This is a genomic window from Pedobacter sp. Leaf170, assembly GCF_920984665.1.
Taxonomy (GTDB): domain Bacteria; phylum Bacteroidota; class Bacteroidia; order Sphingobacteriales; family Sphingobacteriaceae; genus Pedobacter.
Window position 1 is genome coordinate 784132 of sequence record NZ_CAKLBP010000002.1, and the last position, 22195, is coordinate 806326.

The 22195-nt window shown below is 34.7% G+C and carries 25 protein-coding genes; 21 read left to right on the top strand and 4 right to left on the bottom strand.

The window, feature by feature from the left end:
* The first annotated feature begins 78 nt into the window (after positions 1-78).
* The 11 genes from rplO (at position 79) to LUA90_RS08555 (ending at position 7474) form a co-directional block, all read left to right on the top strand.
* Entirely contained in the window at positions 79-525 is a 447-nt protein-coding gene (rplO, locus tag LUA90_RS08505; RefSeq protein WP_231459177.1) for a 50S ribosomal protein L15, read from the top strand.
* Positions 526-532: 7 nt separating this feature from the next.
* Positions 533-1879 (top strand): preprotein translocase subunit SecY, encoded by a 1347-nt coding sequence (gene secY / locus LUA90_RS08510; protein ID WP_231459178.1) that lies wholly within the window; start codon positions 533-535, stop codon positions 1877-1879.
* A 92-nt stretch (positions 1880-1971) separates the two neighbouring features.
* Positions 1972-2757 (top strand): type I methionyl aminopeptidase, encoded by a 786-nt coding sequence (map, locus tag LUA90_RS08515; RefSeq protein WP_231459179.1) that lies wholly within the window; start codon positions 1972-1974, stop codon positions 2755-2757.
* A 71-nt stretch (positions 2758-2828) separates the two neighbouring features.
* Entirely contained in the window at positions 2829-3047 is a 219-nt protein-coding gene (infA, locus tag LUA90_RS08520; RefSeq protein WP_010599888.1) for a translation initiation factor IF-1, read from the top strand.
* Position 3048: 1 nt separating this feature from the next.
* Positions 3049-3165, top strand: coding sequence for a 50S ribosomal protein L36 (gene rpmJ / locus LUA90_RS08525; RefSeq protein ID WP_010599887.1), 117 nt, complete (start codon positions 3049-3051; stop codon positions 3163-3165).
* Between the two features lie 70 nt (positions 3166-3235).
* Positions 3236-3613 (top strand): 30S ribosomal protein S13, encoded by a 378-nt coding sequence (gene rpsM, locus LUA90_RS08530; protein ID WP_010599886.1) that lies wholly within the window; start codon positions 3236-3238, stop codon positions 3611-3613.
* Positions 3614-3763: 150 nt separating this feature from the next.
* A complete protein-coding gene (gene rpsK, locus LUA90_RS08535; protein WP_010599885.1) occupies positions 3764-4153 on the top strand; it encodes a 30S ribosomal protein S11 in 390 nt (129 codons plus the stop codon).
* A 61-nt stretch (positions 4154-4214) separates the two neighbouring features.
* Complete coding sequence (gene rpsD / locus LUA90_RS08540; protein ID WP_231459180.1) at positions 4215-4823, top strand: 30S ribosomal protein S4; 609 nt, start codon at positions 4215-4217, stop codon at positions 4821-4823.
* A gap of 85 nt (positions 4824-4908) precedes the next feature.
* Positions 4909-5901 carry a DNA-directed RNA polymerase subunit alpha gene (locus tag LUA90_RS08545; RefSeq protein ID WP_231459181.1) on the top strand — a complete coding sequence of 331 codons (993 nt, stop codon included), beginning with the start codon at positions 4909-4911 and terminating at the stop codon, positions 5899-5901.
* Between the two features lie 126 nt (positions 5902-6027).
* Positions 6028-6561 (top strand): 50S ribosomal protein L17, encoded by a 534-nt coding sequence (gene rplQ, locus LUA90_RS08550; protein WP_231459182.1) that lies wholly within the window; start codon positions 6028-6030, stop codon positions 6559-6561.
* 88 nt (positions 6562-6649) lie between these two features.
* Complete coding sequence (locus LUA90_RS08555; RefSeq protein WP_231459183.1) at positions 6650-7474, top strand: glycoside hydrolase domain-containing protein; 825 nt, start codon at positions 6650-6652, stop codon at positions 7472-7474.
* A 40-nt stretch (positions 7475-7514) separates the two neighbouring features.
* Here the strand turns inward: LUA90_RS08555 and LUA90_RS08560 are convergent, their stop codons facing one another.
* A complete protein-coding gene (locus tag LUA90_RS08560; RefSeq protein WP_231459184.1) occupies positions 7515-8150 on the bottom strand; it encodes a gluconate 2-dehydrogenase subunit 3 family protein in 636 nt (211 codons plus the stop codon).
* Between the two features lie 10 nt (positions 8151-8160).
* On the bottom strand, positions 8161-9897 hold the full coding sequence (locus LUA90_RS08565) for a GMC family oxidoreductase (RefSeq protein WP_231459185.1): 1737 nt from the start codon (positions 9895-9897) through the stop codon (positions 8161-8163).
* 261 nt (positions 9898-10158) lie between these two features.
* Here LUA90_RS08565 and LUA90_RS08570 point away from each other — a divergent pair, with 261 nt between their 5' ends.
* Complete coding sequence (locus LUA90_RS08570; RefSeq protein WP_231459186.1) at positions 10159-11364, top strand: SAM-dependent methyltransferase; 1206 nt, start codon at positions 10159-10161, stop codon at positions 11362-11364.
* A 14-nt stretch (positions 11365-11378) separates the two neighbouring features.
* On the opposite strand, the gene LUA90_RS08575 is transcribed toward LUA90_RS08570, so the two are convergent.
* Complete coding sequence (locus LUA90_RS08575) at positions 11379-11837, bottom strand: DoxX family protein (protein ID WP_231459187.1); 459 nt, start codon at positions 11835-11837, stop codon at positions 11379-11381.
* Between the two features lie 405 nt (positions 11838-12242).
* On the opposite strand from LUA90_RS08575, the gene rlmD reads away from it, so the two are divergent.
* Both rlmD and LUA90_RS08585 read left to right on the top strand, forming a co-directional pair.
* Positions 12243-13655, top strand: a complete 1413-nt coding sequence (gene rlmD, locus LUA90_RS08580; RefSeq protein WP_231459188.1) for a 23S rRNA (uracil(1939)-C(5))-methyltransferase RlmD — start codon at positions 12243-12245, stop codon at positions 13653-13655.
* A 98-nt stretch (positions 13656-13753) separates the two neighbouring features.
* Entirely contained in the window at positions 13754-14152 is a 399-nt protein-coding gene (locus tag LUA90_RS08585) for a hypothetical protein (RefSeq protein ID WP_231459189.1), read from the top strand.
* Between the two features lie 61 nt (positions 14153-14213).
* On the opposite strand, the gene LUA90_RS08590 is transcribed toward LUA90_RS08585, so the two are convergent.
* Positions 14214-14921: a head GIN domain-containing protein gene (locus LUA90_RS08590; RefSeq protein WP_231459190.1), complete on the bottom strand. Its 708-nt coding sequence runs from the start codon at positions 14919-14921 to the stop codon at positions 14214-14216.
* A 241-nt stretch (positions 14922-15162) separates the two neighbouring features.
* Here LUA90_RS08590 and LUA90_RS08595 point away from each other — a divergent pair, with 241 nt between their 5' ends.
* The 7 genes from LUA90_RS08595 (at position 15163) to LUA90_RS08625 (ending at position 22193) form a co-directional block, all read left to right on the top strand.
* Positions 15163-15672: a phosphoribosyltransferase family protein gene (locus LUA90_RS08595; RefSeq protein ID WP_231459191.1), complete on the top strand. Its 510-nt coding sequence runs from the start codon at positions 15163-15165 to the stop codon at positions 15670-15672.
* 73 nt (positions 15673-15745) lie between these two features.
* A complete protein-coding gene (locus LUA90_RS08600) occupies positions 15746-16369 on the top strand; it encodes a 1-acyl-sn-glycerol-3-phosphate acyltransferase (protein WP_231459192.1) in 624 nt (207 codons plus the stop codon).
* The gene (locus LUA90_RS08605; protein ID WP_231459193.1) at positions 16366-17463 is read left to right on the top strand and encodes a glycosyltransferase family 2 protein; all 1098 of its coding nucleotides are present in this window, start codon (positions 16366-16368) and stop codon (positions 17461-17463) included. The genes LUA90_RS08600 and LUA90_RS08605 overlap by 4 nt, the downstream gene beginning before the upstream one ends.
* The gene (locus tag LUA90_RS08610) at positions 17433-18089 is read left to right on the top strand and encodes a carotenoid biosynthesis protein (protein WP_231459194.1); all 657 of its coding nucleotides are present in this window, start codon (positions 17433-17435) and stop codon (positions 18087-18089) included. The genes LUA90_RS08605 and LUA90_RS08610 overlap by 31 nt, the downstream gene beginning before the upstream one ends.
* 29 nt (positions 18090-18118) lie before the next feature.
* Positions 18119-18967, top strand: coding sequence for a 4-hydroxy-3-methylbut-2-enyl diphosphate reductase (locus LUA90_RS08615; protein WP_231459195.1), 849 nt, complete (start codon positions 18119-18121; stop codon positions 18965-18967).
* 61 nt (positions 18968-19028) lie between these two features.
* Positions 19029-19703, top strand: a complete 675-nt coding sequence (locus LUA90_RS08620; RefSeq protein WP_231459196.1) for a fatty acid desaturase — start codon at positions 19029-19031, stop codon at positions 19701-19703.
* A 117-nt stretch (positions 19704-19820) separates the two neighbouring features.
* Positions 19821-22193 (top strand): TonB-dependent receptor, encoded by a 2373-nt coding sequence (locus LUA90_RS08625; protein ID WP_231459197.1) that lies wholly within the window; start codon positions 19821-19823, stop codon positions 22191-22193.
* Positions 22194-22195 lie beyond the last annotated feature (2 nt).

Consider the following 22195-nt stretch of genomic DNA (forward strand, 5'->3'; position numbering starts at 1 on the left):
ATTTAATGGATACATCTTTTATATTATTAATCGTTGTGCCTGTTTAGTGAAAGCGAAGGGCAACACAAATTCAAAAAAATGAATTTAAGTAATTTAAAACCTGCAAAAGGTTCTACAAAAAACAGTAAGAGAATTGGTCGTGGTACAGGTTCAGGCCGTGGTGGTACTTCAACTCGTGGTCACAAAGGTGCTGGTTCACGTTCTGGTCACTCTACTAAAATCGGTTTCGAAGGTGGCCAAATGCCTTTACAACGTCGTGTGCCTAAAGTTGGTTTCAAACCAATTAACCGTACAGAATACGTTGGTGTAAACTTAGATGTTTTACAAGGCTTAGCTGAAAAATTTAACTTAACTACAATTGATTTCGCAGCTTTACAACAACATGGTTTAGCTTCTAAAAACGACTTAGTTAAAATTTTAGGCCGTGGTGAGGTTAAAGCAAAAATCGAAGTTACAGCACATGCGTTCTCTGCAACCGCACAAAAAGCTATTGAAGCAGCAGGTGGTTCAATTGTAAAATTGTAATTATTAAATGAAGAAGCTATTTACTACTTTAAGTAATATCTGGAAAATACAAGAATTAAAAGACCGTATTTTATTTACGGTTATGATTCTTTTGGTATACCGTTTCGTATCTCACGTGGTTTTACCGGGTGTGGATCCAACTGCTTTAGGTGAAAACGAAAAATCGGGCATTTTAGGCTTACTAGATATGTTCGCCGGAGGTTCATTCTCTCGTGTTTCTATTTTAGCATTAGGGGTAATGCCTTATATCTCTGCGTCGATTGTGGTGCAACTATTGGGTATTGCTGTTCCTACTTTCCAAAAAATGCAGAAAGAGGGCGAAAGTGGTAGAAAAAAATTAAACCAGATTACACGTTATTTAACAGTAGCCATTACGATTGTTCAATCGGTTGGTTATGTTAAAACTCAAGTTCCGGAAACGGCAATCTTGCCTGTAATGAGCCAAACCATGTTTTATATTGTATCTACGTTTGTATTAACAGCAGGTACTTTATTTGTAATGTGGTTAGGTGAAAAAATTACTGATAAAGGTATTGGTAATGGTACATCATTAATTATTATGGTGGGTATTATCGCTCGCTTACCGCAAGCTATTAGTCAGGAGTTTTCTGATAAAGTAGGTGCAGCAAGTACAGGTGGTGGTCCGGTTGCATTAGTATTAGAGGTTGTTGCCTTATTTGCTATTGTAATGTTTACCATTTTAATTGTACAAGGTGTACGTAAAGTACCAGTACAGTATGCAAAGAAAATTGTTGGAAACCGTCAGTTTGGTGGTGTTCGTCAATACATTCCTTTAAAGGTAAATGCTGCTGGTGTAATGCCAATCATTTTTGCGCAGGCTTTAATGTTTATTCCTGGTGCGTTAATTCAATTTGTGCCTTCTTTACAAGGTTCTTGGTTAATTCAATTTAGCAACACAACTTCATTAGCGTACAGCTTAACATTTGCATTTTTAATTATTGCATTTACATTTTTCTATACAGCCATTACGGTTAATCCAACTCAAATGAGTGATGATATGAAGAAAAATGGTGGTTTTATACCAGGTGTAAAACCAGGTTTTGCAACATCAACTTTTATCGATGATGTAATCTCTAAAATCACATTTCCAGGTGCAGTATTTTTAGCAATAATTGCCGTATTACCTTCAGTTGCCGTTAAATTTGGTATTAAACAAGAATTTGCTCATTTCTTTGGTGGAACATCACTATTAATTTTGGTAGGTGTTGTTTTAGATACTTTACAACAAATTGAAAGTTATCTATTGATGCGTCATTACGATGGTTTAATGAAAACAGGTAGAGTTACTGGCAGAACAGGGGTTCCTGCTGCAAGTAGCAATGCAGCATTGTAATTAATAAAATATTGAATTTTGAATAATGAAATGAGTGAGTTACCTTTTGGTGGTTCACTCATTTTAAATTCAGACATTCAAAGCTGAAAATAATGTCTAAAATCTATTACAAATCTCTGGAAGAGATCGAGTTAATAAGAGAGAGTTCAATGCTTGTTTCAAGAACTTTGACTGAAGTAGCAAAGGTAATTGGTCCGGGTATTCGTACAAATCAATTAGATAAGTTAGCTTACGAGTTTATAAATGATAATGGAGCAATCCCGGCATTTTTAAACTACAATGGTTTCCCTTACTCTTTATGTATTTCACCAAATGAACAAGTAGTTCATGGTTTTCCAAGTGATTATGTAATAAAAGAAGGCGATTTAATTTCAGTAGACTGTGGAGTAATCAAAAATGGTTTTTTCGGAGATTCGGCATATACCTTCTCAATAGGTGAAGTTGATGCATTAAAGCAAAAATTAGTTGAGGTTACCAAACAGTGTTTATTATTAGGGATAGAAAAGGCTGTGGTTGGAAAGCGTGTTGGCGATATTTCTTTTGCAGTGCAGCAGTATGCCGAGGCTAATGGATTTAGTGTAGTAAGAGAATTGGTAGGTCATGGTGTAGGGGTGAAGCTTCACGAAAAACCAGATGTTCCTAATTACGGAAAACGCGGTAGCGGGCCAAAACTTGAAGAAGGAATGGTTATCGCAATTGAACCTATGATAAATGCTGGCGTTGCCGGTGTTAATTTTCATAGTGACGGATGGACAATAACGAGTAAAGACAGTAAACCTTCAGCTCATTTTGAACACTCAATAGCAATAAAAAAGGGCAAGGCAGATGTTTTATCAAGCTTTTCTATAATAGAAGAAGTTTTACAACAAAAAAAATAAATAATTAAAATTTTTTATTTAATTTTGCAACCCGGTTTATAACCAGCTAAATAAGTAACAATCAATAAAATATGGCTAAACAAGCCTCAATTGAACAAGACGGAGTAATAAGAGAAGCATTATCAAATGCTATGTTCAGGGTAGAACTCGAGAACGGTCACGAGATTATTGCGCACATTTCAGGTAAGATGAGGATGCACTACATCAAAATTCTTCCTGGTGATAAAGTGAAACTAGAGATGTCGCCGTATGATTTAACAAAAGGTCGCATCACTTATAGATACAAATAAAATGAAAGTTAGATCATCAATTAAAAAACGTAGCGCTGATTGCAAGATTATTCGCCGTAAAGGTAAACTTTACGTTATCAATAAGAAAAATCCAAAATACAAGCAACGTCAAGGGTAATTAGAGATTATTGTAATGTACCGCACAACGGTGGCCCGCCGTTCGGAATTACTTAAAAACATAAACAAATATGGCAAGGATTTCAGGTATTGATTTACCAAGAAACAAAAGAGGAGAGATAGGGTTAACCTATATCTACGGAATAGGTAGAACAACTGCACAACGTATTTTAACTACTGCAGGTATCGACTTAAACAAAAAAGTACAAGATTGGTCTGATGATGAATTATCAGCAATCCGTACAATGATTAACGACGAGATTAAAGTAGAAGGTGCTTTACGTTCTGAGGTTCAGTTAAACATTAAACGTTTAATGGATATTGGTTGTTACCGTGGTTTGCGTCACAGAAAAGGTTTACCTTCTCGTGGTCAGCGTACTAAAAACAACTCACGTACTCGTAAGGGTAAGAGAAAAACAGTTGCTAACAAGAAAAAAGCTACTAAATAATAGATAGATGTGAGATCTGAGATTTGAGATGTGTTAGCATGTCTTTTAATCAGCTCAAATCTGGAATAAAACAGAAAAAGTAGGATACTGAGTATCGGGGTAGGGGAAGTCTCATATCTCAAGTCTCATATCTAAAATCTAAAAGATAAAATGGCTAAGAGTAAAAAAGTAACCAAAAAACGTATCGTTGTAATTGAGCCTGTTGGTCAGGCACACATCAATGCTACTTTCAACAACATCATCGTTACCTTAACAAACAACAACGGACAGACTATTTCATGGTCTTCTGCTGGTAAAATGGGCTTTAAAGGTTCTAAAAAGAACACCCCTTATGCAGCTGGTCAAGCAGCTTCAGATTGTGGTAAAGTTGCGTTTGATTTAGGTTTACGTAAAGTTGAAGTGTTTGTAAAAGGTCCGGGTTCAGGTCGTGAATCTGCAATCAGAACTTTACAAGTAGCAGGTATTGAAGTAACATCTATTAAAGATATTACGCCACTTCCTCACAACGGATGTCGTCCTCCTAAAAAGAGAAGAGTTTAATTAATTTTAAAGCTAAGAATCTTCAGTTACAGACTGAATGATACTTTAAAAACAGAAAAAAATGGCAAGATATACAGGCCCAAAATCAAAAATCGCACGTAAATTCAGAGAACCAATTTTCGGTCCTGATAAAGTGTTAGACAGAAAAAATTATCCTCCTGGCCAACATGGCGTTTCAAAAAGAAGAGGTAAACAATCTGAGTATGCAATCCAGTTAATGGAGAAACAAAAAGTAAAATATACTTACGGTGTATTAGAAAAGCAGTTCAGTAACTTGTTTAAAAAAGCATCTTCACGTGCAGGTATCACTGGTGATAACTTACTTCAATTATTAGAAGCACGTTTAGATAATACAGTTTACCGTTTAGGTATCGCAACAACCCGTTCTGGTGCACGCCAGTTAGTTAGCCATAAACACGTAACTGTGAATGGTGAAGTTGTAAATATCCCTTCATATCAGTTAAAAGCTGGTGATGTTGTAGCGGTTCGTGAAAAATCTAAATCATTAGAATCAATTAGTAACTCTGTTTCAGGCAGAACAATTAATAAATTTGCCTGGTTAGAATGGAATGCAAGCGATTTAACTGGTAAGTTCTTAACTTATCCTCAACGCGATGAAATTCCAGAAAACATTAAGGAAAACTTAATCATCGAGTTATACTCAAAGTAATAAATAGAATAGTTAATTACCTCGAAAGGGTAATTAACTTTTTTCATGTTACTATATATTCAATAACGAATTTAAAAAAATATAAATGGCAATTTTAGCATTTCAGAAACCAGACAAAGTGATCATGCAGAAATCAACAGATTTCGATGGCACATTTGAATTTCGTCCTTTAGAGCCCGGTTTCGGTGTAACAATTGGTAATGCCTTAAGAAGAATTTTACTTTCTTCTTTAGAAGGTTATGCTATTACTACTATTCGTTTTTCAGGCGTTTCTCACGAGTTTTCTACCATGAAAGGTGTTGTAGAAGATTTAACTGATATCATCTTAAATTTAAAACAAGTTCGTTTTAAAAAGACTGGTGATTCTGGAGATACTGAGAAAGTTTTCATCATCGTTAATGGTCAAGATCAGTTTAAGGCTGGTGATATCACTAAATTCTCTAACAACTTTACAGTTTTAAACCCTGAGCATGTTATTTGCAATATGGATAAATCTGTTACTTTGGAAGTGGAATTAACCATCAATAAAGGACGTGGTTATGTACCTGCTGAAGAAAATAAAGTTGCTGATGCTGTTGTAGGTGTTATCGCAATTGATTCGATTTATACTCCGATGAAAAATGTAAAATACACGATTGAAAACTTTCGTGTTGAACAAAAAACGGATTATGAAAAATTAGTTTTAGATATTTCTACTGATGGCTCAATTCATCCTGAAGAAGCATTAAAAGAAGCGGCTAAGATTCTTATCCAACACTTTATGTTATTCTCTGATGAGAATTTAGTATTAGAATCTCAAGCTAAAGAAGAAACTAAAGAAGTTGATGAGGAAATTTTACACATGCGTAAAATCCTTAAAACTGAATTAGTTGACATGGATTTATCTGTTAGAGCTTTAAATTGCTTAAAAGCTGCTGATATCCGCACTTTAGCTGATTTAGTTTCTTATGACGTTGCTGATATGTTAAAATTCAGAAACTTCGGTAAGAAATCTTTAACTGAGATTCAAGAACTTGTAAAATCAAAAGGTTTGTCATTTGGTATGAACCTGTCTAAATTTAAATTGGACGAAGAATAAAATTGTTTAAGTTTTAGGTAGTACGTATTACGTAAAACTTACAACTTAATACTTTTATAATAATTATTATTTCACAGTGTATAATTCCCTCTGAGATAGAGACGGTATACACTTAATTAAAGAACAATGAGACACGGTAAAAAAGTTAATCACTTAGGCAGAACCGACAGCCACAGAAAAGCGATGTTAGCTAACATGGCTACTTCACTTATTAAGCACAAAAGAATTACTACAACTTTAGCTAAAGCTAAATCTTTACGTACTTATGTTGAGCCAATTATCACTAAATCAAAAAATGATACTACTCACTCACGTCGTACAGTATTTGCTTACTTACAAGATAAAGAAGTTGTAACTATTTTATTCCGCGAAGTTGCTGAGAAAGTTGCTAACCGTCCGGGTGGTTATACTCGTATTATTAAATTAAACAATCGTTTAGGTGATAATGCAGAAATGGCTTTAATCGAATTAGTTGATTTCAACGAAGTTTACGGTAAAGACGTAGAGGCTAAAGAAGAAAAGAAAACAACTCGTCGTGGTAGAAGTAAAGCAACAGCTGCTCCAAAAGCAAAAGAAGCTAAAGCTGAAACTACTGAAGAAGTTGCACCAGAAGCTACTACTGAAGAAGCTCCTGCTACTGAAGAGCCTAAAGGAGAATAATTTAATTCACTTTAAAATCTTAAAAAGTCCTGTTCTAACGAGCAGGACTTTTTTTGTTTATATTCAACTTCAAATTAATTATTAAAAAATGCGAACATTAGCTTTTATCATCAGCTTGCTATTATATACCTCAAAAACCTTTGCACAAGGTATTCCATCTCGCCAGTTATCATTAGAGGACAAGGTAATTTCTTTGAATAATATAAGATTTGAGTTAAATGCTGATGGGCTTCCAAAGCAATCTAACATCGAAAATGATGGAAGGAATGACCAGCCTCAGCATCTTTTATACGAACCCATGCATTTTCATTTTTATACATCTGCTAAGGCTCAGGAGAAAATGACCGTATTGAACCTTGATGTTGTTTCACAAAATAGGGATTCAATTGTGTGGAAAGCAACGAGCACATCGGCAAATTTAAAAATGAATGTATATGGTAAAATGCTCTCAAGTGGCTTAATAAAATATAGAATTAGTCTGCTACCAACAAATAATATCCATTTGGCTGCTGTAAATTTTCATATTCCATTTGAAAAATCTGTAGCCAGGTATTTAAAAGGATTGGGGCAGGATAGCTACATGAGACCAGATACTGTTAGATGGAATCAGGCTAGTTGGGAAAATATTGAACCCACTGTTTGGATTGGAAATGACTCATTAGGGCTTTATCTCGGCATAAAGGAATCAAGTAAGTGGTTGAAAAATAATGGAGGAAGCATTCAAATTAATGTTAAAGGAAGTTCTATGCTTGCAGATGTTTATGCATCAAACATAACTTTAAACCAAGGGGATATATTGGATTTTGATTTTAATTTGATTGTAACAGCTCAAACCAGTAAGGGGCAGTATTCTATCGCAAAGCGATTTAAAAAATATAAAAAATTGGATAAGAAAGCATCTAACAAAAACTAAAAACCGAAGCGCTGAAGAACGCTTCGGTAAATTATGCTTATTATATTTTAACGTTTTGCATGCCGTATTGCTTTAACACGTCATCTGGAACTCCTGCCCATTGGTTAGGGCTATTCCCAACGTAACCAATATCTTTTACACCCATTTCGGTAGTGTAAAAACCTGAAGCTGTTAAATCTCTCATTCTATTGAAAAATTTAACTCCAGGCAGCATTTCTGGCCTAGCCTTTTTTGGGTAAGCAATTTCATCTACAACAGATATTCTTTCTTTTTCTGTAGCTTCTGCAAATGATTTTTGGAATTTATTGAAGCAATAAATATCTAACCATTTTAAACCGCCTCGCATAGGAACTTTATGTTCAGGAATATCCTTAACAATAAATTCTATAAATTCTGGCACTTTAGCATCCGATGCACTTCCGGAAACATCATCTTTAGGGATAATGATATCGGCAAGAATTGTAATGGTTGCCATTTCATGTTTAGTAAAGAAAGTTTCAGAGTTAAGATTTTTATCTCTGTCGATTTCCCATTGTTCCCGCCCAGCCTCGCTAGCTTTTTCATCGGTAGCAGGGGCAACTTCTGTTTTACTTTCTGGTTGTTTACAAGCATCAATTATAACACTCGTACTTATCGCTGTTAAACCTAATGCTTTTAGTGAATCACGTCTGTTCATAATATGATGCTTAAATGTTTTGTTTTTTCTTTTGAGCCAATATGTATTCGGCAGTCCTCATTGCCAATGCTAAAATAGTCCAGGTTGCGTTTTTATCCCCTTGTTGAACAAAAGGGCCAGCATCAACAACAAAGAGATTTTTACAATCGTGTGCCTGGCAATATTTATTTAATGCCGATTTTTTAGGATCATCACCCATTCTAATTGTTCCCACTTCGTGGATAATTTTACCTGGATTTAGCAAGCCATAATTGGTATCGGCTCCATGAATTTCTGAAGTTACAACAGCGCCCATTTCTTTCATAATTGATAAAAAGGTTTCTTGCATGTGTTTTGCTTGCAGAATTTCCTCTTTAGCCCATTTATAATTAAATCTTAATACCGGAATACCATATTTGTCAACCACATCAGGGTCTATTTCGCAATAATTATCTGCCCTTGCAATTGCAGTTCCTCTACCAGCCATACCAACACTTGTTCCGTAAAAGCGGCGATAATCATCTTTTAATGATTTACCATAACCGCCAGCCTCTTTCTTGTTACCATTTCTATCTGGTACCATTCCGTTCATTTTTGCAACGCCGCCGCCAAATCCATAAGATGGCATACCTAAACCACCACCGTATTCTATATGATAGCCGCGAGGGAAATCAAGCTTTTTATTATCGAGCCACCAGGGTGAATAAATGTGAACACTGCCTAAACCATCTTCATTATAACGTTTTCTATCCATTAACTGAGGTAAGAAACCATAAACACCTGCACCGGTAGAATCGTGTAAATATTTACCTACAACCCCGCTGCTGTTGGCTAAACCTCCCGGATGCGCTGATGATTTTGAATTTAATAAAATACGTGCAGATTCGCAGGCACTAGCGCCTAAAATGACGAGTTTACCGGTAACCTGATATTCTTGCAGGTCTTTTCTATTAACATAAGATACACCTTTAGCATTTCCATCTTTATCCGTAATCACTTCTCTAACCATTGCATCGGTAATTACTGTTAAATTACCGGTTTTTACAGCCGGTATTACCAGGCAGGATGATGCAGAGAAATCTCCATAAACTTTGCAACTTCTACCGCATTGACCGCAGTAAAAACAAGGGGCACGGTCGTTATTGCCTTTTATAGATTCTGTCATTACTGCGCCACGGCCGGTAATTACTTTAACACCTGCTTTTTCAGCTCCTTTTTTTATGAATAGCTCATTTAATCTTGGTTTAGGAGGTTTCATGAAAATCCCATCGGGTTCATTTTCGATGCCTTCTGCCGTTCCGTAAATTCCAATCATGCGGTCAACCTTATCATAAAACGGTTTCACATCATCATAAGTGATAGGCCATGCATCCGTTAAACCATCTGTTGGTTTAAAATCTACCGGACCCATTCTAAGTGATATTCTGCCCCAATGGTTTGTTCTTCCACCCAGCATACGTGAGCGAAACCATTCAAACTCTGTTTTATTTTTTTGAGTGTAAGGTTCTCCTTCAAGTTCCCAGCCGCCATAAGAGGCATCAAAATCGCCAAAGGGCCGCACCGTTCCTGCACCTCTACGTGGAGATTCCCAAGGCCATTTTAATTGGTGAGAATCCATTCTGGGGTCGAAATACTGACCGGCCTCGAGCATTAAAACCTTTTGCCCGGCATTTGCTAACACGTAGGCTGCCATCCCACCGCCAGCACCCGAACCAACAACTATGGCATCGTAAACAGTGGGCGATTTTTTTATTTGAAAGTCACTCATGAATAGGAAATAGATTAAATTGAATTTCTAATCTAAGGCTTAATTTTTTTAAATAAAAGTATTTATACGGCAAATCTTCTTTTTGGAATGGTTATAGATAAAAACTGCATAGTTATCGCTAAATCGTATTAGCGGAGTGCTGGTTAAATAATTTTCAATAAATTTCGGGCTTATCATTTTAGAAAGTCTTTTGAGTGTTACAATCATTCCAACATAGCCATTGCTTGGCAAACTTATTTATCTTTGTATTTTTTATAGAGGATGGAAGTATCAGAATATATCGAACAGTTTGCAATCAAGATTAACGAAAGCCTGAAAATGCAGACATTTGTTAAAATTTCGCTCGGCAATTATCGTGGAAACGAAGAGGGATTAAAACAGATTTTGGTTAGAAGAGTAATTATTAAGCGTGATGATAAATTAGCCTTAACTTTTAGATATAAAACTCGAGATATCGTTAAAAACTTTGCTCTAGACGAAGGAATTCAAATGATTTCTGATTATCTGGATAATGGATTCAAAATTGCGACTTTAATTACCACGCAAAACGACCACATTTTAGAGGAATTGATTAATAAAAAAATCGTTTTCAGGACAATTGAATCATCTAACAAAAAATTACCTGAACTAAGCCACGATAAGGAAAAGGAAAGATTAATCAAACCTGGTTCTAAAGCTTATTTAAACGCACTTAAAATTACGGATACAGAAGGAAAGGTTTACAAAAATGCACAAGATAAATTCAGGCAGATAAATCATTATATAGAAATTTTAAGTTCTTTAATTAAAGAATTACCTGAAGGTACAATAAGCAAAGTTGCCGATATGGGTTCTGGTAAAGGATATTTAACTTTTGCTTTGTACGATTATTTGCATTCAGTTTTAAAACTGGATTCTGAAGTAATTGGTGTAGAATACCGAAAAGATATGGTTGACTTGTGCAATCGCGTTGCTTCTGAATCTTCATTTGAAAAACTGAAATTTGCAGAAGGCTCGATTCAGGATTTTGATGCAAATGATGTGAATTTATTAATTGCACTTCATGCATGCGATACCGCAACAGATGATGCGATTTTTAAAGGCATTAAGGCAAATGCCGAATTAATTGTTGTTGCACCTTGCTGCCACAAACAAATCCGCAGGGAAATTGAGCAAAATAAAGTTAAGAATGATGTTTCATTTTTAACCAAATACGGAATCTTTTTAGAGCGCCAGGCTGAGATGGTTACAGATGGAATTAGAGCGTTAATTTTAGAGTATTTTGGTTATAAAACTAAGGTGTTGGAATTTATCTCTGATGCGCATACACCCAAAAATGTTTTAGTTGTTGGGATAAAAAAAAATCAAAAGTCTTTAGTCGGAAGTCCGATAAATGAAACACAGAAGGAAATCCTTCAAAAAATCAAAGACAGCAAGGCGTATTTTGGCATTCAATATCATCATTTAGAAAGATTGTTGGGATTGTAAATTACGCCTAAACCTTATTCGTAACGCTTGCCCTTTTTGTGCTTTAAACCTTCATCAACAGATAATGGGCCTGAGCCAATTACCCAAAATAAAATGAGCAAAAACAACACTATCACAGATAACCAAAGCTCAGAATTAAGCATTGAAAAGCCCTGCAAAATATTCACGAAAAATACGGCGCAAAGTAAAATGGGCATTTGGATTACTGCTGCAAATCGGGTAACTAATCCTAAAGTGATGAGTATGCCGCCAACCAAATGAGCGAAGGCAACTACGTGTATGGCAACGCTAATTAAAACGCTAGAAAAGCCAAAAACATTGTTCTGCGTTATTAGGTTTTGCAATGTGTTGGTATCACTAATAAATGAAATGCCTTTTCCAAAAATTATAAGGCCTAAAATTATTCTCAAAAAATCAAGCCATTTTGTTTGATGAACATCTCCCCAATGTTCAATTTTACGGATTACGTTCATGGTGAACCTCCCTTTTGGTGAATTTATATATTAAGTTACGAAAATCCTGATTTTAAAACAACATTACACACCTATTAATTTAACATAAAATTAATTTATACCATTTCGGTTTTTGGTATAAAATTTGTATTATTGTAAAAATAGGAGCGTTTTTGTTATGAGTAATGAAATTTTAGAAATCTCGGTATCTATTGATGAAAAATTTGATCTTCAATTTAATTGGTTAGGCTTTTGGGCTTCGGCGCTTAAATTTATTGGCAAATAATTTTTCATCAATTAATAATCTGTGTTAGACTCACCGGTCTAATAAATTCATACATCCTATTTTTCTGATTTATTTGTAATCATTCTGTCCTGTTCTTTCAACTTTAGTCTTTCAGCTTTTAGCCTTATATTTGCGGCATAATGAGTAGAAGAAAACCTGGTACGGTAACTATAATTCCAAACGTACAAATAATAGATATTGCAGAAGAGGGAAAAGGTGTTGGCAAAGCCGATGAATTGGTGATTTTTGTTGATAAAGCTGTGCCTGGCGATGTGGTTGACGTTCGGTTAACCAAAAAGAAAAAAAACTTTGCCGAGGCTATTATAGAGAAATTGCATGAGCAATCTGACCTGCGTACCGAACCATTTTGTGCTCATTTTGGAACATGCGGCGGCTGTAAATGGCAACACATGGGTTACGATGCTCAGTTAAAATTTAAACAAAAAAATGTTGAGGCTGCATTACAGCGACTCGGTAAAGTAGATACCTCATCAGCAGAACCGATTCTAGGTTCAGTTAAAAATAAATATTACCGTAATAAATTAGAATTTACCTTTTCGAATAAACGCTGGCTTGAAAAAGTTGATGTGGATAAGGATGAGGATTTCGATATGAATGCTTTGGGATTTCATGTTCCGTTGCGTTTTGATAAAATATTAGATATTGAGCACTGTTATCTGCAAGATGAGCCATCAAATCAGATTAGAAATGCTGTCAGGAAGTATGCTCTGAAGAACGAGTTATCGTTTTACGATTTAAGAAACCACGAAGGTGTTATGCGTAATTTGATTATCAGAACATCTACAACTGGAGAAGTTATGGTGGCGGTTGTTTTTGCTTATCCCGAAGAAGCACAAGTAAACGGTTTAATGAATTTTTTAAAGGCAGAATTCCCTCAAATAACATCGTTGTTGTATATCATCAACCAAAAGAAAAACGACACCATTTTTGATCAGGATGTAAATGTTTTTGCTGGTCGCGATCATATTTTTGAAGAAATGGATGGCATCAAATTTAAAATTGGTGTAAAATCATTCTATCAAACTAATTCTGAACAGGCTTTTAAATTGTATAAAATTACCCGAGAGTTTGCCGGTTTTACTGGTAATGAATTGGTGTACGATTTATATACTGGTGCAGGTACAATTGCAAACTTTATTGCTAAAGATGTAAAGCAGGTTGTTGGTGTTGAATATGTGCCAACGGCGATAGAAGATGCCAAGTTTAATTCAACCTTAAATGGGATTAACAATACCATTTTTTATGCAGGTGATATGAAAGACATTCTTACTTCAGATTTTATTTCAGCGCATGGCAAACCTGATGTGGTGATAACCGACCCACCAAGGGCCGGTATGCATACAGATGTTGTGCAACGTTTATTAGAAATGGAAGCCGAAAAGATTGTGTATGTAAGTTGTAATGCTGCTACGCAAGCCCGAGATTTAGAACTATTGAAGGATAAATATGATGTAGCCAGAATAAAACCTGTTGATATGTTTCCGCATACGCAACACGTAGAAAATGTGGTATTATTGAAATTAAAAGGATAAGATAATTAATGATAGAATTAGTGAATAAGAGAATTTTAGATTTAGTAAATCAAACCCAATCACTCATTCAATAATTCATTCAATCAAAATTAAGAAAGATGGATAGAGAAGAATTATTAAGTGCGAAACCTGAAGATGATGGAACACCGAAGAAGGTTGAAAGCCCTTTAATTAGCTTAGAGAAAGATTTAGAATTTTATTCTGAAGCGATTAAAGAAGTTGCGGTTGAAATTATGGTTGAAGGTATTTCTGCTTATCCGATATTTATTGCACATCAGCATGAAGTTAGCCTGGGCGAGATTATTTTAAACCGAGAGGAATTAAATACGGATTGGACTATTCAGGCTTCTACACTGGAAGAGTTTGTAGAAAAGGGCATCATTAATAAAGAAAGAAAAGAGCAATTTTTAAAAGCCTACAAAAAACCAGAAGATTTTATGTGCGTTTTTGTAATCGTTCCGGAAGGGGCAAATTTTGTTTACTTCCCGTATAAATAAAAAAAGTGCTGTTTTGTATCCGCAAAACAGCACCAGTAAATTAAATTAAACCTAAAACTAACTAATTTACTTTAGTTACATCGCCACTTTTTGATGATGATGTTTTCTTTAAAGAAGCACTGCCTTTGTAATGCACATCGCTGCCACCACTAGCACCTGCCTCTAATCCTTTAGTTACATTTATATTTGCATCAGAACCTCCAGAAGCTGAAACTTTAGCATATTCCACCGGGAAATCGTATGCATTAACATCGCTACCGCCACTAGTTTGTAGTACCATATTTTCTGCTTTTCCGGTTAATTTTACGTCACTACCGCCGCTGCTTTGTATTTGTATATCTTTACAAACAAGGTTTAGTTTTACATCACTACCGCCTGATGAACGAATGGCAATTTTATCTGCTTTAATTTGATTTTGACTGAAAACATCACTTCCGCCGGATGCGGTTAAAGCATTTAATGTTTTAAAACTTAAATAAGCTTTGATGCTTTGGTTTCTAAACATGCTACTCCAATTTAAACCCTCTTTAACTTTGATGGTTAAATTGCCGCCGTTCTGTTCTACAACAACATTTTTAAGTAAATCTTCTGATGATTTAATATCAAGGTTTTCGGTATTGCCTTGCGTTAAATATAAATCGATGCCGCTGCTTACAGTTACGCTGCTAATGTTTTTAATTGCAACATGTTTATTTTCCTGGGCACTTACATAATTATTTGTAATCAGAAATAATATCAGCAATGCTGATGTTTTGAATAAGTTTTTCATCTGTTTATAATTTGTTTTAATGGTTTTTTAAGGCTCTAAGATTATTCATTCCGTTTCTTGGTTTGAAAATCATGATGGTTTCTTATTGCGTTAAAGATTGTTTGAGTATAAATTTAATGTTTTAGGTTATTGATTAGACGTACACTAATCGCAAACGTTGCAGTTCGTAGAAATTATTTTTGAAATAGTTTGAATTTCATCCTTAAAATCGTTCTTTTTGTAATCAAACCTTTTTATACAAATGGCAACATCTCAGGTACTAATTCTTGATAAAAAACAAATTCAGCAAAAAATAGATAGAATTGCATATCAAATTCTTGAAGATAACTTGAATGAGAAAGAGATTGTGCTGGCCGGTATTTGGGATAGGGGATATAAACTTGCCATAAGGTTAGAGAAAGTTTTAAAAAAAATTTCGTCGCTTAAAATCATTTTATTAAGAATAGATTTAGAAAAAGAAAGCAGTAAGCTTATTGCCAAAACAGATTTAAACGAAAGTAATTGGAAAAACAAAGTAATTATTCTGGTTGACGATGTTTTAAACAGCGGTAAAACACTGGCTTATGGTTTAGGCGTTTTCTTAAATACACCTCATAAAAAAATACGCACAGTAGTTTTGGTAGATAGAAGTCATAAAATTTTCCCTATTGCTACAGATTTTGTTGGCTTAGAGCTTGCTACAATTTTAAAAGAACATGTAGATGTGGTAATGGATGTTGAAGGCGAAGAAGACCGTGTTTATTTGAGTTAAATTAACATTTCTTATTTACCAGAAAACAAAAGCATTACTTGCAATTAAGCCCAATTTTTTGCAATTTCCCTAAATGTACCTTCCCAAAAAAAATACGATAATCTACAGGTTTTTTACCTGGTACATAAAATTTATAATCAAGAAAGATTTTACGTCTTTTAAACACGATTCTGTTTCATTTCAACGAGATTCTTCTATCTTAATTATTGCAAATCATTTTAGCTGGTGGGATGGTTTTTTTATTTTTTATTTGAATAAAATTGTCTTTAAAAAAGAATTTCATGTTCTGGTAAATGCAGAAAATTACCATAAAGTGAGCTTTCTGAAATACCTTGGTGCCTTTGCAACCTCTAGCGGAGGTAAAGATGTTTTAAATACTTTAAGCTATGCGGGAGAACTTTTAAGCAACCCGAATAATCTCGTGCTTGTGTTCCCGCAGGGGAAGTTGCATTCTAATCATGCTCAGGAAATAAATTTTGAAAAGGGGGTTATGCAGATGATAAACTCGAGCAATAAAAAGATAAATATCATTTTTGCTGCAACGTTTATCGATTATTTTTCCAGTAGAAAACCATCCGTATTTATGTATCTCCATAATTGGGATACTGAAGAATATATAAGTTTGCAACTTTTAAAGAGCGCTTACAATAAACATTATAATACATCGCTTGTTAAACAGACACAAATTAAAGAATGACGGTTTTTATTTACGCAGCATTAATTTTTCTGGTTATCAGGTTTTCGGTTACTGTATTCAATTTTCTTTCTAACCCAAAACTTCCCCGCACGGTTAAACATTACGATTATAAGGTTTCAATTTTAATACCGGCAAGAAACGAAGCTGAAAATATAATTGGCTTATTGCAATCCATTAAAGAACAAGATTATCAAAATTATGAGGTTTTAGTGCTCGATGATGATAGTAGTGATAATACTTATAATCTGGTTGCGTCTTTTTGCGAGGAGAACGATAAATTCAGTATATATCATGGCGAAGCATTACCAAAAGGATGGCTTGGTAAAAATTATGCCTGCCATCAGCTATCTAAACAGGCCAGCGGAAATTACTTTTTGTTTTTGGATGCTGATGAAGAAATTAAAAAGGGCTTTATAAATAGCTTAATTTTCCGAATGGAAAACGGTGGATTGAGTTTGCTCAGCGTTTTTACTAATCAGATTATGCTAAGTTTTGGTGAAAAACTTACTGTGCCTTTGATGCATTTCATTTTATTGAATTTGCTACCATTAAGATTAGTTCGAGTTTCTGATAATCCGGCATTTTCTGCTGCAAGTGGGCAATGTATGTTTTTCAAAGCTTCAAATTACCAGGATAACAACTGGCACGAGAGCGTTAAAAATAAAATTGTGGAGGATGTAGAGATTATGAAACTGGTAAAGCAAAAAGATTTTAAAGCCGAAGCACTTTTGGCTAATGGCTTAATTTACTGTCGGATGTACAAAAATCTCAGCGAATGCATAAATGGCTTTAGTAAAAATTTACTAGCAGGTTTTGGTAATAACATCATAATATTACTAATTTACCAACTTTTGGTTATTGCATGGCCAATAGTTTTAATTCTGAATTTCGATTTATCACTACTTGCATTACCCTTAACATTAGTTATTTTAAGCAGATTGATGATATCATTTTTATCAGGACAGAACGTTTTACTTAATTTAGTTTTACATCCTTTACAAATGCTGTTCTATTTGCTAATATCATTAATATCAATAAAAAAGCATTTATTTAAAACCGGAACATGGAAGGGCAGATTAATCAAGCAGATTTAAGAAAAAAGAAAATAGCGGTTGCTGTTATTATCATTTTTCATTTGGTTGGTTTAACAGGATTCTTAATTCCCTTATTGCAGCCATATTTTATGAAGCTTGTGCCGTTTCATTTATTGCTGATGTTTGCCATTATCATTTTTTCTTACAACGCCGACTTGAAAAGATTATTACTCTTTATTTGTGGCGTTTTTATTTGTGGTTATTTAGTCGAAGTATTAGGCGTAAAAACTGGGAAAATTTTTGGTAGTTACGCTTATGGTTCCACGCTGGGTTTTAAGCTTGCCAGTGTGCCTTTATTAATGGGCGTAAACTGGGTTATTTTAATTTTTAGCGCCGGACAAATGATTAGGAGTTTTAAAATTAGAAATGGAATACTGGCATCACTTTTAGGCGGGTTCTGTTTAATTTTGTTAGACTTTTTTTTAGAGCCTATTGCCGTTAAATTCGACTACTGGCATTGGGATAAAAACATAATACCGGCTCAAAATTTTCTGGCCTGGTTTATTGTTTCGGTAATTTTGCTCAAGTTTTATTACGCTTTAGGCCTAAAACAACAGAAATTTATTGGCACAACCATGTATATTTCTCAATTGATATTCTTTGTTGTTTTATACATAACAAGATGATAGGATATTTTGCTTAATTTTGTAGCACAATGAGTTATAATTTACAAGTCACTATTGATAAAGCTTCGGGTTTCTGCTTTGGCGTTGTTTACGCAATTGAAATGGCAGAAGATATTTTAGAAAACGAAGGGCGTTTATATTGCCTGGGTGATATTGTGCATAATGATGAAGAAGTTGAACGTTTAACAAAAAAGGGCTTAAAAATCATCGACCATGAGGTTTTAAAAACCCTGAATAATGAAAAAGTGCTTATAAGGGCGCATGGCGAAGCACCTTCTACTTATCAGTTAGCGCTTGATAATAATTTAACACTTATAGATGCTTCTTGTCCGGTAGTTTTGAAACTCCAAAACCGGATTAAAAATTCACATGATGATGATGAGCAAATCTTAATTTTTGGAAAACATGGCCATGCTGAAGTTATTGGATTGCAAGGACAAACAGATGGGAAAGCAATCGTTTTTCAGGATTTAGCAGAGCTAGATAATGTAGAGCTGCCTTCTAAATTTACCCTTTACAGCCAAACAACAAAAAGTGTAGATAAATTTTACAGCATCAAAAATGATTTGTTAGGCCGCGGTTATGAAGTTAAAGCAAACGATACCATCTGCAGGCAGGTTTCTAATCGATACGAAGAGCTTGAAAATTTTGTAAGCCATTACGATAAAATTATATTTGTTTCGGGCAAGAAATCGTCAAATGGTAAGGTGCTGTATGATGTTTGTAAGAAATTTAACCAAAACTCTTACTTCATTTCTAATGTAGAAGAACTTGATAAAAACTGGTTTGCCAGTAATGATAAAGTTGGTATTTGCGGGGCAACCTCTACACCAATGTGGCTAATGGAAAATGTAAAAGCTGAATTAGAACAGTATTAAGCAGATTTTAAAATCAAATCTTCTCTAAAACTGTTTACCTAATAAGTAACCTTAACCTTAATTGAAAACAGTTAATAAAAATATTGGTGTTTTAGTTGCACTAACCATAATTGTTTTTTGGTTTACCTCACTGTATTTTCTTTTAAACTGGAATTTTTCCTGGTACAATCCATTAGTATATTTAATGGTTTTCATCCAGATGCATTTATACACAGGCTTGTTTATTACAGCTCATGATGCTATGCATGGAACCATTTCGGGTGATAAAAAAATTAATAATTTATTGGGTTATGTATCTGTATTTTTGTACGCGGGCTTTTTTTACAATCGCCTGCTGGCAAAACACCATGACCACCACAAGCATGTACATACGGAACACGATCCAGATTATGCGCCACACGGATTTTGGAAATGGTATTTCAGTTTTATGATGAATTACGTAAGCATTATACAGTTGGTTATTATGGCTATAGCTTACAATGTGTTAAAAATTTGGGTTAATGAAGCCAACTTGTTGATGTTTTGGGTGCTTCCATCACTACTAAGTACTTTTCAGTTGTTTTATTTTGGAACTTATGTGCCTCATAAAGGCGAGCACGATAACGAGTTCCATTCATCAACGCTCTCAAAAAATCATTTCATCGCTTTTATAACCTGTTATTTTTTTGGTTATCATTTAGAACACCATCAAAAACCATCAGTTCCCTGGTGGAAACTACATCAGCAAAAAGCCTAATATTTTACCTAAATATGTTTCTCGCTTTAATATAAGGATGCTTTTATCATACCGTAAAATAGTATTTTTGCTTCCAATAAACTGTCTTAGCCATTTTAAAACCATCTAAAAATACGCATGTACAAGAAACATTTCTTGCTCATTTTTTTTCTTTTGCTAAGTACCTTCGCTTTTGCACAAAACGGTGTAATTAAAGGAAAAGTTAGTGATGTTTACACCAATGAAGGGCTCGGAGCGGTAACTGTTATTTTGCAAGGTACAAATGTTGGTACGCAGACCGATACTTTAGGTAATTATTCAATATCTGGATTAAAACCCGGTGTTTACAACATACAGTTCAGGGCTGTTGGCTATCAAAATAAAACATTTTTTGATGTTCAGGTAGCAAATGCTAAGCCGAGCATTATTAATTTAGCTTTAGAATCTGCCCAAAATGAAATAGGAGAGGTAACCATACGATCGCAGCGTTTCATTAAACCAATTGAAAGCCCATTGTCTTTACGCACCATCGGTGTTACAGAAATTAAAAGAAATCCTGGCGGCAATAGAGATATTTCCAAAGTAATTCAATCACTCCCGGGTGTATCTGTACCTGTAAGCTTTCGTAACGATATTATAATTAGAGGTGGTGCACCCAATGAAAACAGATTTTTTATTGATGGTGTAGAAATTCCAAACATTAATCATTTTACAACACAAGGCTCATCCGGCGGTCCGGTTGGTTTAATTAATGTAGATTTTATAAATGAGGTAGATTTTTATTCAGGTGCATTTCCTGCATCACGTGGAAATTCTTTAAGTTCTGTTTTTGAGTTTAAACAGAGAGATGGCAATGCCGATAAACTTGGCGCATCTTTAACGGTTGGCTCAAGTGATTTCGCCTTAAGTATGGATGGGCCTCTAAGTAAGAAAACTACATTATTAGCATCTTATCGTCTATCGTATCTGCAAGGATTATTCAAACTTATTGGTCTTCCTTTTTTGCCTTCTTATCAGGATTTTCAATTTAAGTTAAAAACTAAATTTAATACAAAAAACGAGCTTACCATTTTAGGTTTAGGTGCTGTAGACCGGTTTAAACTTAATTTTGACGCCGACCCAACGGAAGAAAACTTGTATACCTTATCGGTTATCCCGGTAAACAGTCAGGATAATTATACAATCGGTGCAGTTTATAAAAATTACCGTGAGCGTGGTTTTTCAACCTTAGTGCTTAGCAGGAATTATTTAAATACCAGTGCCGATAAATTTCAGGATAATGATGAGTCAAAATTAAAAACCTTAACCTATTCTTCAAAAGAAACGGAAAATAAGTTTCGGTTTGAAAATTCATCAAAAGAAGGTATTTACAAAATAAATTTTGGTGTTGGAGCAGAAACAGGCAATTACAATGTGCAAAACGCCGTTTTTTTACCAACAGGCTTGCAGAGTTATAATTCTGAATTAAACTTAATTAAGTACGGCGCCTTTGCGCAAGTTAGCGCTTCATATTTAGAGGATAAGTTAAACTTGTCGACTGGTTTTAGGATAGATGGAAGCAACTATGCTAAGCAGATGAACAATCCGTTTAAAACCTTTTCGCCCCGATTCTCGGCATCTTACAGTTTTACAGAAAAGTTCAGTTTTAACTTTAATACTGGAATTTACTATCAATTGCCTGCTTATACACTTTTGGGTTACCGAGAAAATACCGGCTCGCCTTTGCTCAATAAAAATGTTAATTACATACAATCAACCCATTTTGTTGTTGGTTTAGAATACAACAGCTTAAAAAACACCAAATTTACTATAGAAGGATTTTACAAACGATATTCGAAATACCCGCTACTTAAACAACTTAATGATACTGTACCGCTTGCTAATTTAGGTGCTGATTTTGGTGTGGTCGGAAATTCAAGAGTAGTTGGGGAAACAGATGGCAGAAGTTACGGTGTTGAGTTTTTTGCTCAGCAACGCCTAACCAAAGGTTTTTACGGTATTTTTGCTTTAACTTTATTTAGAAGTGAATTTGAGGATAAAAGAAATATTTACGTTCAATCGAGCTGGAACAGCAGGTACATTTTAAGTGCTACAGCTGGTAAAGTATTTAAAGGAAATTGGGAAGCTGGTGCTAAGTTTAGATTTAGCGGAGGAAGCCCCTACACACCTTTTGATGCGCCTTTTTCATCCTTAAAAACAAGTTATAGCGTATTACCAGAAGGCGTTAGAGATTTCGACCAACTAAATTCTTTACGCCTGGCAAACTTTTACCAACTGGATGTTAGGGTAGATAAAAAATTTCCTTTTAAGAAATTTAACTTTAACCTGTATTTAGATATACAGAATGTAACATATAACAAATATCAACTTCAACCGGCTTTAGTACTTGATAGAGATGCCAGTGGTAATCCACAGGATTTAGCAGGCGACCCATCACGTTTTAAAACGAAACTTTTAAACAATAGTGGAGGCAATATCTTGCCAACATTAGGCATAATACTTGATTTTTAAAG

Coding starts and splice junctions, on each gene's coding strand:
- LUA90_RS08615 (WP_231459195.1), top strand. CDS start 18,119: ATGAGTTATAATTTACAAGTCACTATTGATAAAGCTTCGGGTTTCTGC.
- map (WP_231459179.1), top strand. CDS start 1,972: ATGTCTAAAATCTATTACAAATCTCTGGAAGAGATCGAGTTAATAAGA.
- LUA90_RS08625 (WP_231459197.1), top strand. CDS start 19,821: ATGTACAAGAAACATTTCTTGCTCATTTTTTTTCTTTTGCTAAGTACC.
- LUA90_RS08595 (WP_231459191.1), top strand. CDS start 15,163: ATGGCAACATCTCAGGTACTAATTCTTGATAAAAAACAAATTCAGCAA.
- rlmD (WP_231459188.1), top strand. CDS start 12,243: ATGAGTAGAAGAAAACCTGGTACGGTAACTATAATTCCAAACGTACAA.
- LUA90_RS08545 (WP_231459181.1), top strand. CDS start 4,909: ATGGCAATTTTAGCATTTCAGAAACCAGACAAAGTGATCATGCAGAAA.
- rplO (WP_231459177.1), top strand. CDS start 79: ATGAATTTAAGTAATTTAAAACCTGCAAAAGGTTCTACAAAAAACAGT.
- LUA90_RS08575 (WP_231459187.1), bottom strand. CDS start 11,837: ATGAACGTAATCCGTAAAATTGAACATTGGGGAGATGTTCATCAAACA.
- secY (WP_231459178.1), top strand. CDS start 533: ATGAAGAAGCTATTTACTACTTTAAGTAATATCTGGAAAATACAAGAA.
- rplQ (WP_231459182.1), top strand. CDS start 6,028: ATGAGACACGGTAAAAAAGTTAATCACTTAGGCAGAACCGACAGCCAC.
- rpmJ (WP_010599887.1), top strand. CDS start 3,049: ATGAAAGTTAGATCATCAATTAAAAAACGTAGCGCTGATTGCAAGATT.
- LUA90_RS08610 (WP_231459194.1), top strand. CDS start 17,433: ATGGAAGGGCAGATTAATCAAGCAGATTTAAGAAAAAAGAAAATAGCG.
- LUA90_RS08570 (WP_231459186.1), top strand. CDS start 10,159: ATGGAAGTATCAGAATATATCGAACAGTTTGCAATCAAGATTAACGAA.
- rpsD (WP_231459180.1), top strand. CDS start 4,215: ATGGCAAGATATACAGGCCCAAAATCAAAAATCGCACGTAAATTCAGA.
- LUA90_RS08590 (WP_231459190.1), bottom strand. CDS start 14,921: ATGAAAAACTTATTCAAAACATCAGCATTGCTGATATTATTTCTGATT.
- LUA90_RS08605 (WP_231459193.1), top strand. CDS start 16,366: ATGACGGTTTTTATTTACGCAGCATTAATTTTTCTGGTTATCAGGTTT.
- LUA90_RS08560 (WP_231459184.1), bottom strand. CDS start 8,150: ATGAACAGACGTGATTCACTAAAAGCATTAGGTTTAACAGCGATAAGT.
- LUA90_RS08555 (WP_231459183.1), top strand. CDS start 6,650: ATGCGAACATTAGCTTTTATCATCAGCTTGCTATTATATACCTCAAAA.
- rpsK (WP_010599885.1), top strand. CDS start 3,764: ATGGCTAAGAGTAAAAAAGTAACCAAAAAACGTATCGTTGTAATTGAG.
- LUA90_RS08565 (WP_231459185.1), bottom strand. CDS start 9,897: ATGAGTGACTTTCAAATAAAAAAATCGCCCACTGTTTACGATGCCATA.
- LUA90_RS08600 (WP_231459192.1), top strand. CDS start 15,746: ATGTACCTTCCCAAAAAAAATACGATAATCTACAGGTTTTTTACCTGG.
- rpsM (WP_010599886.1), top strand. CDS start 3,236: ATGGCAAGGATTTCAGGTATTGATTTACCAAGAAACAAAAGAGGAGAG.
- LUA90_RS08585 (WP_231459189.1), top strand. CDS start 13,754: ATGGATAGAGAAGAATTATTAAGTGCGAAACCTGAAGATGATGGAACA.
- infA (WP_010599888.1), top strand. CDS start 2,829: ATGGCTAAACAAGCCTCAATTGAACAAGACGGAGTAATAAGAGAAGCA.